Here is a 12,510-nt window from a genome sequence, read left to right on the forward strand (position 1 = left end):
TCGCGCGCGCGGCCGGTGACGCCGGCGGCCGCTGCGCCGCCTTCCACCGCGAGCAGCGCCGGCGATGAGCCGGATCCGCTGGCTGCACCAGCTCGATACGGTCGCCGCCGCCGACTGGGACGCCCTGCACGACGGTCGCAATCCCTTCGTCGCCCACGCCTTCCTGGCCGGCCTGGAGCAGCACGGCTGCCTGCGCCCGGACTGGGGCTGGAGTCCGCTGCATCTCACCGTCTGGGACGGCGAGGCGCTGGTCGCGGCGGCGCCCGGCTACGTCAAAAGCAACTCGCACGGCGAATTCGTGTTCGACCATGCCTGGGCGCATGCCTACGCGCGCTACGGCCAGGACTACTTCCCAAAGTGGCTGTGCGCGGTGCCCTACTCGCCGGTGACCGGGCCGCGACTGCTCGCCCGCGACCTGGCGGCGCAGCAGGAACTGCTCGCGGCCATGCGGGCGCTGACCGAGCGCACCGGCCTGTCCTCGGCCCACGTCAATTTCCACCGCGCCGACGAGGACGCCGCGTTCGACGCCGACTGGCTGGAACGCAACGACGTGCAGTACCAGTGGCACAACGACACCGGCTGGACCGGGTTCGACGATTACCTGGGCGCGATGGACCACAAACACCGCAAGAACATCCGCCAGGAGCGAGCCAAGGTGCAGCGCGCCGGCATCGGCTTCCGCGTGCTGCACGGCGACGAGGCCAGCGCCGCCGACCTGCAGGCGATGTACGGCTTCTATCTGCGCACCTTCGACGACTACGGCAATTCGCCGGCGCTGACCCTGAACTTCTTTTCGCACCTTGCGCGCACGATGCCGCGCAACCTGCTGATCTTCCTGGCCATCCATGACGGCACGCCAGTGGCCGGTGCGTTCTGCCTGCGCGGCGGCGACACCCTGTACGGCCGTTACTGGGGCGGCGAGCCCCTGCCCGGCCTGCACTTCGAGACCTGCTACTACCAGGGCATCGAGTACTGCCTGCGCGAGGGCCTGACCCGCTTCGAGCCGGGCGCGCAGGGCCAGCACAAGATCGCCCGCGGCTTCCTGCCGCGGCTGGTACGCAGCCGCCACTGGATCGCCGACCCGGGCTTCCGCGTGCCGTTGGCCGAGTGGTGCGCGCAGGAGCGCGCCGAGGTGCGCCAGCACGCGGCGGCGCTGCAGCGCCACTCGCCGTTCCGCCACGACGCCTGAGGCATCGGCTACGCTGCCGGCGATGCGTCGTCTCCCCGTCCTGCTCGCGGCCGATCCCGCCGCCCCGTTCCCGCCGCCGTCCAGCGCCCTGCGCGAGCCGGACGGCCTGCTCGCGGTCGGCGGCGACCTGTCGCCGACGCGCCTGCTCGCGGCCTACGCCCAGGGCATCTTCCCCTGGTACTCCGACGGCGAGCCGATCCTGTGGTGGAGTCCGGACCCGCGCACCGTGTTCCGCAGCGACGGCGTACGCCTGTCCTCGCGCTTCCGCCGCAGCCTGCGCCACTGTCCGTGGACCGTGCGCGCCGACACCGCCTTCGCCCAGGTCATCGATGCCTGCGCGCAACTCCCCCGCCGCGGCCAGGACGGCACCTGGATCACCGCGCCGATGCGCGCCGCCTACCTGGCCCTGCACCAGGCCGGCCACGCACATTCGGTGGAAGTGTTCGACGGCGACGAGCTGGTCGGCGGCATCTATGGGGTGGCGCGCGGGCGCATGTTCTTCGGCGAAAGCATGTTCAGTGCGCGCAGCGGCGGCTCCAAGGTCGCACTGGCGGCACTGGCGCGGCGCCTGCACGGCTGGGGTTGGCCGCTGATCGACGCGCAGGTGGAGAACGACCACCTGCTCAGCCTGGGCGCCGAGCGCTGGCCGCGTACGCGGTTCCTGGACACCATCGCGCCGCTGGTAGCGGCGACTGCCGAGACCGCGCCGTGGACGCTGCGCTTCGGCACCCTGGCGGCCGCGGAACTGGCCCAGGGCTGAGCGGGATTAACGCAAACTTTGCATGGCGCGGCCCAGGCGAGTAAAATCCTCGCTCTTCAGGCCTTTGGCCGTTCCGAATCGCACAGGATTACATGTCGAAAGACGACTCCATCGAATTCGAAGGCACCGTCAGCGAGACGTTGCCCAATACCACGTTCCGGGTCAAGCTGGAAAACGGGCACGAAATCATCGCCCACATCTCCGGCCGCATGCGCAAGAACTACATCCGCATCCTGACCGGCGACCGGGTGAAGGTCGAAATGACCCCGTACGACCTGACCAAGGGTCGCATCACCTACCGCATGAAGTAATCCGCCCCGGGCGGACATGAAGAAGGCGGCCACTGGCCGCCTTTCGCGTCTGCAACGATGGAACGACGGTGACCTCGCCAGGCGGCTGCAGCCTCTGCAGCCGCCTTTCGTCGTGCCTGTCGGCCCGGCCTCAGTCCACCGTCGCCGGCAGCAGGCGCTCCGGCTCGGCCTGGGTATCGACCACCAGCTCGCCGTCGCGCACGTCGATGGTGACGCGGCCGCCGTTGACCAGCTTGCCGAACAGCAGTTCGTCGGCCAGCGGGCGCTTGACCTTGTCCTGGATCACCCGTGCCATCGGCCGCGCGCCCATCAGCGGGTCGAAACCGTGCTGGGCCAGCCAGTCGCGCGCGGTCGGGGTCGCCGACAGCGACACGTGCTTCTCCTGCAGCAGCATCTCCAGTTCGATCACGAACTTGTCGACCACGCGCAGGATGTGGCTGAAGGCCAGCGGCTGGAACTGCACCACCGCGTCCAGGCGGTTGCGGAACTCCGGGGTGAAGCTGCGGCGGATGATCTCCATCGCATCGGTGGAGTGGTCCTGCTGGGTGAAGCCGATCGAGCGCCGCGAGGCCTGGGTGGCACCGGCATTGGTGGTCATCACCAGGATCACGTTCTTGAAGTTCGCCTCGCGCCCGTTGGTGTCGGTGAGCACGCCGCGGTCCATGACCTGCAACAGGATGTTGAAGATGTCCGGATGCGCCTTCTCCACCTCGTCCAGCAGCAGCACGCAGTGCGGGGTCTTGACGATCTTCTCGGTCAGCAGGCCGCCCTGGTCGAAGCCGACGTAGCCCGGGGGCGCGCCGATCAGGCGGCTGATCGAATGCGGCTCCATGTACTCGGACATGTCGAAGCGCACCAGCTCGATGCCCAGTTGCAGCGCCAGCTGCTTGGTGACCTCGGTCTTGCCCACGCCGGTGGGGCCGGCGAACAGGAAGTTGCCGATCGGCTTTTCCGGATTGGCCAGGCCCGAGCGCGCCAGCTTGATCGACGAGGCCAGCGTCTCGATCGCCGGATCCTGGCCGAAGATCACCATCTTCAGGTTGCGCTCCAGGTGCTGCAGCACGTCCTTGTCGGTGGCGCTGACCTGCTTGGCCGGGATCCGCGCCATCTTGGCGACGATGGTCTCGATCTCCTCGATGTCGATCAGTTCCTTGCGCTGGCCTTCCGGCAGCAGCCGCTGGCGCGCGCCGGCCTCGTCGATCACGTCGATCGCCTTGTCCGGCAGCAGCCGGTCGCCGATGTGCTTGACCGACAGGTCCACCGCCGCCTGCAGCGCGTCGTCGGCGTAGGTCACGCCGTGGTGCGCCTCGTACTTGGGCTTGAGGCCCTGCAGGATCTCGAAGGTCTCGCCCACGGTCGGCTCGACGATGTCGATCTTCTGGAAGCGCCGCGCCAGGGCGCGGTCCTTCTCGAAGATGCCGCGATACTCCTGGAACGTGGTCGAACCGATGCAGCGCAGCTCGCCCGAAGACAGCGCCGGCTTGATCAGGTTGGACGCGTCCATGGTGCCGCCGGAGGCGGAACCGGCGCCGATGATGGTGTGGATCTCGTCGATGAACAGCACCGCGTTGGGCACCTTCTTCAGCGAGGTCAGCACGCCCTTCAGGCGCTTCTCGAAGTCGCCGCGGTATTTGGTGCCAGCGACCAGCGCGCCCAGGTCGAGCGAGAAGATCACCGCGTCGGCCAGCACCTCGGGCACCGTGCCTTCGACGATGCGCTTGGCCAGGCCCTCGGCGATGGCGGTCTTGCCGACACCGGCCTCGCCCACGTACAGCGGGTTGTTCTTGCGGCGGCGGCACAGCACCTGGATGGTGCGCTCGATCTCGTCGGCACGGCCCACCAGCGGGTCGATGCGGCCGTTGCGGGCCTGCTCGTTCAGATTGGTGGCGTACTCGGCCAGTGCGTCGCCCTTGGGCTCGCCCTCGCCCGCCTCGCCCTTGGGCTCGCCGTCGGACGGCGCGGCGTGCTCGCCGTCCTCGCCCATCTTGGCGATGCCATGGGACAGGTAGTTGACGATGTCCAGGCGGGTGATGTCCTGCTGGTTCAGGAAGTACACCGCGTGCGAATCCTTTTCGCCGAAGATCGCCACCAGCACGTTGGCGCCGCTGACTTCCTTCTTGCCCGAGGACTGCACGTGGTAGACCGCCCGCTGCAGCACCCGCTGGAAGCCCAGGGTGGGCTGGGTGTCGCGGCCATCGTCGTCGGCCAGGCGCGCCACCGAGGCTTCGATGGCCTGTTCCAGGTCGCCGCGCAGGCGGTCGACGTCGGCGCCGCAGGCCTTGAGCACGGCCTGGGCGGAGGGATTGTCGAGCAATGCCAACAGCAGGTGCTCCACCGTCATGAACTCATGACGGGCTTCCCGGGCGCGCTTGTAGCACTGGCCGATGGTCTGCTCGAGATCTTTGCTGAACATGGTGTACTCCGACGTCTGTTGCCGACAATATGTGGCTTGAGTTGCGAATTTCCACAACCCTATCGGATCAGTGTGTTCACACCGCGTTAGTCCGGGCAAACCGGTGACCGACGCCTCCCACTATCAGGCTTTTTCCATCGTGCACAACAGGGGATGCTGGTTCATCCGCGAGAACTCGTTCACCTGAGCTACCTTGGATTCAGCCACCTCGCGGGTATAGACCCCGCACACCCCGCGGCCGCGGGTATGCACGTGCAGCATCACCTGGGTGGCGCGCTCCAGGTCCAGGGAGAAGAACTGCTGCAGCACGGTCACCACGAAGTCCATCGGGGTGTAGTCGTCGTTCAGCAGCAGCACCTGATACATGGGCGGGCGGGCGACTTCCGGCTTGCCGGTCTCCACCATGACGCCATGATCGTGCTCGGGGGAATTCTTGCGGGGCATCCGCCCATTATATACGGGGGCCGCCGGCCAGGATTGGACGATCGCCGGCCCTGCCCGCACAATTCCCCTCCTTTCGATGGCGCTCCGCATGCATTCGACGATGTTCCCCAAGCTTCCGCTGCTCGCCGCGCTGCTCGCCGCCGCCCTGCCGGCCGCCGCCGAGACGCCGGATGCGGCGCTGGGCAAGCGCCTGCAGGCGCTGGGCTACGACGTGCAGGCGGACGAGGACGGCGACTATCAGGTGCTGTTCGGCCTGCGCGACCACGGGCAGGAGCGCAAGCAGCTGACCTATGTGCGCTCGCCGGTGGAGACCTTCGGCAGCTACCGCATCCGCGAGGTGTGGTCGCCGGCCTACCAGGCGCAGGGCGACAGCCTGCCCGCCAAGGTCGCCAACCGGCTGCTGGAGGACGCGCAGTCGGACATCCTCGGCGGCTGGGTGCGCCAGGGCGGCACGGCGGTGTTCGTGGTCAAGATCCCCGCCGATGCCGACGATGCGGCGCTGCGCGAGGCGCTGGAGGCGGCCGCGCGCGGCGCCGACGCGATGGACGCCGAACTGAACGGCGGCAAGGACCTGTTCTGATGACGGCGGCCGCGGAACCCTGGCAGCCGGACGTGACCGTGGCCACGGTGGTGGTGCGCGACGGGCGCCTGCTGCAGGTCGAGGAAGCCATCGCCGGTGCGCTGGTGTTGAACCAGCCGGCCGGCCACCTGGAGCCGGACGAGAGCCTGATCGAGGCCGCGGTGCGCGAGACGCTGGAGGAAACCGGCTGGCAGGTGCAGCCGACCGCGTTCATCGGCGCCTACCAGTGGAAGGCCGACACCGGCCGCCACTACCTGCGCTTCGCCTTCGCCGCCGATCCGGTCGCGCACGATGCGCAGCGGCCGCTGGACACCGGCATCGTGCGCGCGCTGTGGATGACCCCGGCCGAACTGGAGGCCGAAGCGCCGCGCTGGCGCAGCCCGCTGGTGTGGCAGGTGGTGGCCGACTACCTGGCCGGGCGCCGCTACCCGCTGGATCTGCTGCGGCAGGTGGCATGAGCGGTGCAGCGGTCATGGTCGGGGTCTCCGGCGGCGTGGATTCGTCGGTGGCGGCCTGGCAGCTGGTCCAGCAGGGCGCGGCGGCGGTGTCCGGCCTGTTCATGCAGAACTGGGCCGACGACGGCAGCGGCGACTGCCGTGCCGACGACGATCGCCGCGATGCGGTGGCGGTGTGCGGGCGACTGGGCATCCCCTTCCATTTCCGCGACTTTTCGCAGGAGTACTGGCAAGGCGTGTTCGCGCACTTCCTGGCCGAATATGCAGCCGGGCGCACGCCCAACCCGGACGTGCTGTGCAACCGCGAGGTCAAGTTCAAGCATTTCCTGGACGCGGCGCGCGAGCTCGGCGCCGAGCGCATCGCCACCGGCCACTACGCGCGGGTGGACAGCCTCGGTGGTCGCTGGCGGCTGCTGCGCGGGCTGGACCGCAACAAGGACCAGAGCTACTTCCTGCACCAGCTGGGCCAGGCGCAACTGGCCGCGACCCTGTTCCCGGTCGGCGAACTGCCCAAGGAACAGGTGCGCCGCATCGCCCGCGAAGCCGGCCTGCCGACCCACGCCAAGAAGGATTCCACCGGCATCTGCTTCATCGGCGAACGCGATTTCCGCGAATTCCTCGGCCGCTACCTGCCGGCGCGGCGCGGCGAGATCCGCGACCCGCACGAGCAGGTCGTGGCCGAGCATCCGGGGGTGTTCTACTTCACCCTGGGTCAGCGCGAGGGCCTGAACATCGGCGGGGTGCGCGGCCGCGCCGCGGCGCCGTGGTACGTGGTCGGCAAGGACGTCGCCCGCAACGTGCTGTACGTCGACCAGGACCGCGACAGCCCCTACCTGATGGCCAACGGGCTGCAGTCCGAGGCCGCCCACTGGATCGCCGGTGCGCCGCCGGCACGGCGCTTCGAGTGCACCGCGCAGACCCGCTACCGCCAGGCCGACGAGCCCTGCACGGTCGAGGTTGGCGACGACGGCACCCTGTCGGTCCGCTTCGCGCGCCCGCAGCGCGCCGTCACCCCCGGGCAGTCGCTGGTGCTGTACCAGGGCGAGGAATGCCTGGGCGGCGCCGTGATCGCCACCACCGATGCCCCGCTGGAGCGCCGCCTGGCGCAGCAGGCCCCCGCCGTACACGAGGACCCGATTCGATGACCGATTCCATGGACGCGCGCATGCTGGCGCTGGCGGGCATGGCCCAGGCCCTGCAGCAGGTGCGGCGCATCGCCGAGACCGGCCAGTCCGAGGCGTCGCTGGTACGCACCCTGCTCGACAGCGTGTTCCGCATCGAAGCCCCCAGCCCCGAAGCGGTCTACGGCCGCCGCGCCGACCTCGCGCCGGGGCTGCGCCTGCTGCACAACTACTTCCGCAACCAGGGCCAGGACGAGGTGCTGCCGCGGCTGGCGCTGGCGGTGATCCAACTGGAACGGCGCTTCGCCGGCGATGCCGAGACCGACGCCAAGGTCGATGCCGGCCTGGCCCGGATCGCGCCGCTGCTGGAGCGCCATGCCGACAGCACCCACCCTGAGGTGATCGCGGCGTTGGGCCAGCTCTACGCCGACACCATCAGCCACTTGCGCCCGCGGGTGATGGTGCAGGGCAACCCGCATTACCTGGGTCAGGCCGGGGTGGTGGCGGAGATCCGCGCACTGCTGCTGGCGGCGGTGCGTTCGGCGGTGCTGTGGCGGCAGATGGGCGGCAGCCTGTGGGATTTCCTGCTGGCCAAGCGGCGCATGCGCGAGACCGTGGACCGCGCCTTGCGCTGAGTCCCCGGGGTGCCGGCGCCGGGCCGGCAGCGCGCCGCCCGCGGTGGTTCTGCGACGCGGATCGTACGAATGTCGGCAGGTTTCGATGATCCGCGCACCGCGTTGCTAAAGACCCGGGGGGGGCGGCCGATACAGCAATCGTGAATCTGCCGAGAACTTCCATGTACTCACGCCTCCTGATCCGTCTGGCCGCCCCGCTCGCCCTGACGCTGCTGTTCCCCATCGCCGCCGGCTTCGATTGGCCGGCCCCGGTCCGTTGGGCCATCCTCACCACCATGACGCTGAGCTGGCTCGGTTTCGCCGGCTGGACCGCGTACAGCCAGAGCCGGCGCTCGCCGGAGCAGGCCAAGGTCATGCGCGAGCAGGACCACCTGCTGACCGAGCTGCGCAGCTTCGTCGGCAACGAGATCGAGGGCTCGCGCTCGGAGATCGAACGTGCCCGCGAATTGATCCGCCAGGCGGTCAGCGGCCTGGGTGGCAGCTTCGAGGCGATGAACCGCAAGTCGCGGCAGCAGAGCGTGGCGCTGGCCCGCATCGTCGACCGCGCCGGCGAAGACGGCGGCGCCGGGGTGGACGTGGCCCGCTTCGCCCAGCATGCCAGCCAGCGCATGGAGCAGCTGGTGGAGGCGCTGGAGCAGGTCAGCGGCCAGAGCAGCACCACGGTGCACTACATCGACGACATGTCCCAGCACCTGGACGGCATCTTCGCCCTGCTGGAGGACGTCAAGTCGATCGCCGACCAGACCAACCTGCTGGCGCTGAACGCGGCGATCGAAGCGGCGCGCGCCGGCGAGGCGGGCCGCGGCTTCGCGGTGGTGGCCGACGAGGTGCGCAACCTGTCCGAGCGCTCGACCACCTTCAACGAGCAGATCCGCAAGCTGGCGCACAGCTCCAAGGACGCCATCGCCAAGGTCCGCGAGACGGTCTCGAACATGGCCTCCCGCGACATGGACCGCTCCCGCGAGGCGCGGGCCGAGGCCGCGGCGATGCTGGACAACGTGGCCGCGATCAACCACTCGCTGGGCGACGGCATGCGCGAGATCTCCGAGTGCGGCCGCGCCATCGACAGCAGCGTCGCCGAAGCGGTGCGCGCCCTGCAGTTCGAGGACATCGCCACCCAGGCCCTGGGCGGCGTGCACACCCACCTGGACCGCCTGACCGCGATCAACCGCGAGGCCGTGGCGCTGCAGGAACTGCTGCACCGCAATGGCGGCGTGTTCGACCACGAACTGCTCGACGCCCTGCAGCGGGTCGGCAACCGCCTGCGCGACATGCGCACCGAGTGGGAGCGTCCGCCGCACAAGCCGGTGGCGCAGCAGAGCATGGGTGCCGGCACGGTCGAGTTGTTCTAAGTCCGCCTTGTCGCGCTCCGCGCCATGAACCGACGAGTCCCCGGCCCCTGCCGGGGCTTGTCGTCTCTGCCCTTCCCGTCCGGCCCCGTCGATGTCGATGCATCTCCAGTCCCTGTCCCGAGTTGCGGCCATGTCCTGCGATGACAGCAGCGGCGCGCACGTGCCTGCGTCCGAGCCGGTGGCCGCACCCGGCATCCGGCCGGTGACCGCGCCGCGCCAGCCCGGCCACGCCCTGCGACGGCTGGAAACGCTGGCCCAGGCCGAACTGCGGCAGTTGCTGATCGCACGCGCACCGGCGCAGCAGGACGCGCGCATCGCCGACCCGGTCTGGGCCGGCCTGGCCTGGGACATGGGCCTCAACGGCAGCGCGGTCGCCGCTGCCGGCACGCCGGCGCCGTTGGTGCACTTTCCGCTGTACGACGGCGATTGAGTCGATCGCGGCGGTTGCGTTGGCATCGCGCGGTGCCTGATGTGGCAGCGCGTTCGGGGCGCCGCGCTAGAGAGTCACCCGGCGCCATCTCTCGATTTCGCTTGCTGCAGGAGGCCGGGCAGCCCATGCATTCTTCGCGGCTGCAGGAGCGGCTTCAGCCGCCAAAGGCGGTACCGGGAATGCTCCTGTCGCGGCTGAAGCCGCTCTTGCGAGGCGACGGCTGGTTTCACTGAACCACGGCAACAAGCAGCGATGCGCGATGTCATTCGGTCGCGAAACGCGAGCGACACGTGCCTGGCCGGCCGCCTGCAGTCGGGACTGAAGTCCCTCCCACAACGACTCCGATCAGATCGCGACATCGTTGCTGCAAAGGCGCATTCGGCGGCGAGCTACGACACATCGACCGACCGGCGTCGCATCCAGGCGCACGCCTGAACCCTTCTCCCAATCGCGAGCGCCCGGCCGTGGGCAAGCGTCACTGTGGGAGCAACTTCAGTCGCGACGCGCGATGCCGTCCGGCGCTTCGATGCGCCTGAAGTCGGGACTGAAGTCCCTCCCACAACGACTCCGACCAGATCGCGACATCGTTGCTGCAAGGCGCATTGGGCGGCGAGCAAGGCCATGCCTGACGCCGTTCCTGCAATGTTGGCCGTCGGGTCGCGGCTGAAGCCGAAACTGCGCACAGCCTGAAATCCGCGCGATCAGCTCGGATTCTCCAGCGAGAACAGGTCCGCCTGCTTGTCGTAGGCGAAGTACTCGGCGTAGCGCGCCCAGCTGGTGACCGCCTGCACGGTCTCCGCCGCGTAGGCCTCGGACATGTGGTCTTCCAGTTCGTCGCGGAAGCGGCGCGCCGGCGCGTGATGCGCCGGGCGTTCGTCGAGCACGCGGCGGATGTGCGCGGCCAGCGGCACGTAGGTGGCTAGGTGCTGGGCGAACAGTTGCTTGCGCGCGTCGGTGCCCAGCTCGGCGAAGCGCTGCCCGGCCGGGGTCAGCTGCAGGTCGCCCTGTTCGAACACGGCGAAACGCAACAGTTGCAGGGTCTCGGCGATCGGGAACAGTTCGTCCACTTCCAGCTGCAGGCCGGCCGCCAGCGGCGGCAGGTCGGCACGGCCGTGGTAGGGCTCGGCCGCCACCGCTTCGATCAGGCCGGCCAGCAGGTTGCTCGAGACGCGCGGCAACACCATGGCGATGCCGCTGCCCGGGAACACGCCCTCGCGGGTCTGCGGCCGCTGCGGGCTGGCGGTCATGCGCGCATAGATGTCGTCGACCAGGGCGCGGAACGCCGGCGCCAGGCGATTGCGCGGCTGCGGCAGGGTCACTTCGATCTCGCCGATCACCCGCCCCGGATTGGCGCCGAAGATCACGATGCGATCGCACATCAGCACCGCTTCTTCGATGTTGTGGGTGACCATCAGGATCGATTCGATCGGCATGCGCCCTTCCGACCACAGGTCGAGCAGGTCGGTACGCAGGGTCTCGGCGGTCAGCACGTCCAGCGCCGAGAACGGTTCGTCCATCAGCAGCAGCTTCGGCCGCACCACCAGCGCCCGCGCCAGGCCCACGCGCTGGCGCATGCCGCCGGACAGTTCCTTCGGGTAGGCGCCCTCGTAGCCGTCCAGGCCGATCAGGTCGATCGCCGCCAGGGCGCGCCGGCGGCGCTCGTCGGCGGCCACGCCGCGCGCCTCCAGGCCCACTTCCACGTTCTGCAGCACGGTCAGCCACGGAAACAGGGCGAAGCTCTGGAACACCATGGCGATGTCGTCGGCGACCTGGCCCGGCGCGGCATCGCGGAAGGCGATGCTGCCGGCGCTGGGCTGCAGCAGCCCGGCGATGGCGCGCAGCAGGGTCGACTTGCCCGAGCCGGAACGGCCGAGCAGGCCGACGATCTGCCCCGAGTGCAAGGTCAGGTCGACGTCCTCCAGCACCACCAGCGGCGTCGCCCCGCCCTTGTCGTAGGTCTTGCGCACACCCTGCACGCGGACCAGCGGGGCGCGCTCGGGCACGCTTGCGGAATAGCTCATGGTCGGTCTCCAGGAATCAGTCGAAACGCAGGCGGCGTTCGGCGAAGACGTACAGACGTCGCCAGACCGCACGGTTGAAGAGGGTCACGAACAGCGACATCACCGCCACCCCGAGCAGCACCCGCGGGCCGTCGCCGGCGGCGGTGGCGCGGGCGATGTAGGCGCCGAGGCCGTAGGCCTGCACCTGGGTGTGGCCCCAACTGGCCAGTTCGGCCACGATGCTGGCGTTCCAGGAACCGCCCGACGCGGTCAACGCACCGGTGATGTAGTACGGGAAGATGCCGGGCAGGATCACCCGCCGCCACCAGGTCCACGAGCGCAGGTGGTAGATGGTGGCGGCCTCGCGCAGATCGGTGGGAAACGCGCTGGCGCCGGCGATCACGTTGAACAGGATGTACCACTGGGTGCCGAGGATCATCAGCGGCGACAGCCAGATGTTGGGATCGGCGCCGGTGCTGACGATGGCCAGCACCGCGAACGGGAACAGCACGTTGGCCGGGAACGCGGCCAGGAACTGCGCCAGCGGCTGCACCCGCTGCGCCACCTTCGGGCGCAGCCCGATCCACACCCCGATCGGCACCCACACCACGCTGGCCAGGGCGATCAGCACCACCACCCGCAGCAGCGTGGCCAGGCCGCCGCCGAAGGCCTCGGCCAGGTCGTGCAGGCCCAGGTGGCGGCGGCCATAGTCGTAGGCGAACCAGGCCGCGGCCGCGCCGGCCAGCGCCAACACCGCGCTCCACAGCCGGTCGCCCCACACCCCGCTGCGGCCGGGTGCCTGCGGCGCGGCCTGCAGCTG

13 protein-coding genes are annotated in these 12,510 nt (G+C 69.6%); 9 read left to right on the forward strand and 4 right to left on the reverse strand.

Going from position 1 to position 12,510, the window contains the following annotated elements; all coding sequences use genetic code 11:
* The first annotated feature begins 64 nt into the window (after nt 1–64).
* The 3 genes from D588_RS0102450 (at nt 65) to infA (ending at nt 2,260) form a co-directional block, all read left to right on the forward strand.
* Nucleotides 65–1,189 carry a GNAT family N-acetyltransferase gene (locus tag D588_RS0102450; protein WP_017914844.1) on the forward strand — a complete coding sequence of 375 codons (1,125 nt, stop codon included), beginning with the start codon at nt 65–67 and terminating at the stop codon, nt 1,187–1,189.
* A 22-nt stretch (nt 1,190–1,211) separates the two neighbouring features.
* Nucleotides 1,212–1,949 (forward strand): leucyl/phenylalanyl-tRNA--protein transferase, encoded by a 738-nt coding sequence (aat, locus tag D588_RS0102455; RefSeq protein WP_017914845.1) that lies wholly within the window; start codon nt 1,212–1,214, stop codon nt 1,947–1,949.
* Between the two features lie 92 nt (nt 1,950–2,041).
* Complete coding sequence (infA, locus tag D588_RS0102460) at nt 2,042–2,260, forward strand: translation initiation factor IF-1 (RefSeq protein WP_004425677.1); 219 nt, start codon at nt 2,042–2,044, stop codon at nt 2,258–2,260.
* A gap of 130 nt (nt 2,261–2,390) precedes the next feature.
* On the opposite strand, the gene clpA is transcribed toward infA, so the two are convergent.
* Nucleotides 2,391–4,673 (reverse strand): ATP-dependent Clp protease ATP-binding subunit ClpA, encoded by a 2,283-nt coding sequence (clpA, locus tag D588_RS0102465; protein WP_017908259.1) that lies wholly within the window; start codon nt 4,671–4,673, stop codon nt 2,391–2,393.
* A gap of 123 nt (nt 4,674–4,796) precedes the next feature.
* On the reverse strand, nt 4,797–5,117 hold the full coding sequence (clpS, locus tag D588_RS0102470; RefSeq protein WP_010341728.1) for an ATP-dependent Clp protease adapter ClpS: 321 nt from the start codon (nt 5,115–5,117) through the stop codon (nt 4,797–4,799).
* Nucleotides 5,118–5,193: 76 nt separating this feature from the next.
* Between clpS and D588_RS0102475 the strand changes: the two genes are divergently transcribed.
* The 6 genes from D588_RS0102475 (at nt 5,194) to D588_RS0102500 (ending at nt 9,690) form a co-directional block, all read left to right on the forward strand.
* Entirely contained in the window at nt 5,194–5,697 is a 504-nt protein-coding gene (locus D588_RS0102475) for a hypothetical protein (protein WP_017908261.1), read from the forward strand.
* The gene (locus tag D588_RS0102480) at nt 5,697–6,155 is read left to right on the forward strand and encodes an NUDIX hydrolase (RefSeq protein ID WP_017908262.1); all 459 of its coding nucleotides are present in this window, start codon (nt 5,697–5,699) and stop codon (nt 6,153–6,155) included. The genes D588_RS0102475 and D588_RS0102480 overlap by 1 nt, the downstream gene beginning before the upstream one ends.
* On the forward strand, nt 6,152–7,297 hold the full coding sequence (gene mnmA / locus D588_RS0102485; protein WP_026143289.1) for a tRNA 2-thiouridine(34) synthase MnmA: 1,146 nt from the start codon (nt 6,152–6,154) through the stop codon (nt 7,295–7,297). Before D588_RS0102480 ends, mnmA begins: the two co-directional genes overlap by 4 nt.
* Complete coding sequence (gene hflD, locus D588_RS0102490; protein WP_017914847.1) at nt 7,294–7,908, forward strand: high frequency lysogenization protein HflD; 615 nt, start codon at nt 7,294–7,296, stop codon at nt 7,906–7,908. The genes mnmA and hflD overlap by 4 nt, the downstream gene beginning before the upstream one ends.
* A gap of 161 nt (nt 7,909–8,069) precedes the next feature.
* Nucleotides 8,070–9,260 (forward strand): methyl-accepting chemotaxis protein, encoded by a 1,191-nt coding sequence (locus D588_RS0102495; protein ID WP_017908265.1) that lies wholly within the window; start codon nt 8,070–8,072, stop codon nt 9,258–9,260.
* Between the two features lie 130 nt (nt 9,261–9,390).
* Entirely contained in the window at nt 9,391–9,690 is a 300-nt protein-coding gene (locus D588_RS0102500) for a hypothetical protein (RefSeq protein WP_017908266.1), read from the forward strand.
* Nucleotides 9,691–10,391: 701 nt separating this feature from the next.
* Here D588_RS0102500 and D588_RS0102505 read toward each other — a convergent pair.
* Nucleotides 10,392–11,711 (reverse strand): nitrate/sulfonate/bicarbonate ABC transporter ATP-binding protein, encoded by a 1,320-nt coding sequence (locus D588_RS0102505; RefSeq protein WP_010341738.1) that lies wholly within the window; start codon nt 11,709–11,711, stop codon nt 10,392–10,394.
* Nucleotides 11,712–11,727: 16 nt separating this feature from the next.
* Nucleotides 11,728–12,510 (reverse strand): ABC transporter permease subunit (locus tag D588_RS0102510; protein WP_017914849.1); only part of this gene is annotated, 783 nt, incomplete at its 5' end.

This window comes from Xanthomonas sp. SHU 308, assembly GCF_000364645.1.
Classification (GTDB): domain Bacteria; phylum Pseudomonadota; class Gammaproteobacteria; order Xanthomonadales; family Xanthomonadaceae; genus Xanthomonas_A; species Xanthomonas_A sontii.

What these genes read in the sequence shown, in the direction of transcription:
- D588_RS0102450 (WP_017914844.1), top strand. Translation starts at nt 65, where the DNA reads ATGAGCCGGATCCGCTGGCTGCACCAGCTCGATACGGTCGCCGCCGCC.
- aat (WP_017914845.1), top strand. Translation starts at nt 1,212, where the DNA reads ATGCGTCGTCTCCCCGTCCTGCTCGCGGCCGATCCCGCCGCCCCGTTC.
- infA (WP_004425677.1), top strand. Translation starts at nt 2,042, where the DNA reads ATGTCGAAAGACGACTCCATCGAATTCGAAGGCACCGTCAGCGAGACG.
- clpA (WP_017908259.1), bottom strand. Translation starts at nt 4,673, where the DNA reads ATGTTCAGCAAAGATCTCGAGCAGACCATCGGCCAGTGCTACAAGCGC.
- clpS (WP_010341728.1), bottom strand. Translation starts at nt 5,117, where the DNA reads ATGCCCCGCAAGAATTCCCCCGAGCACGATCATGGCGTCATGGTGGAG.
- D588_RS0102475 (WP_017908261.1), top strand. Translation starts at nt 5,194, where the DNA reads ATGGCGCTCCGCATGCATTCGACGATGTTCCCCAAGCTTCCGCTGCTC.
- D588_RS0102480 (WP_017908262.1), top strand. Translation starts at nt 5,697, where the DNA reads ATGACGGCGGCCGCGGAACCCTGGCAGCCGGACGTGACCGTGGCCACG.
- mnmA (WP_026143289.1), top strand. Translation starts at nt 6,152, where the DNA reads ATGAGCGGTGCAGCGGTCATGGTCGGGGTCTCCGGCGGCGTGGATTCG.
- hflD (WP_017914847.1), top strand. Translation starts at nt 7,294, where the DNA reads ATGACCGATTCCATGGACGCGCGCATGCTGGCGCTGGCGGGCATGGCC.
- D588_RS0102495 (WP_017908265.1), top strand. Translation starts at nt 8,070, where the DNA reads ATGTACTCACGCCTCCTGATCCGTCTGGCCGCCCCGCTCGCCCTGACG.
- D588_RS0102500 (WP_017908266.1), top strand. Translation starts at nt 9,391, where the DNA reads ATGTCCTGCGATGACAGCAGCGGCGCGCACGTGCCTGCGTCCGAGCCG.
- D588_RS0102505 (WP_010341738.1), bottom strand. Translation starts at nt 11,711, where the DNA reads ATGAGCTATTCCGCAAGCGTGCCCGAGCGCGCCCCGCTGGTCCGCGTG.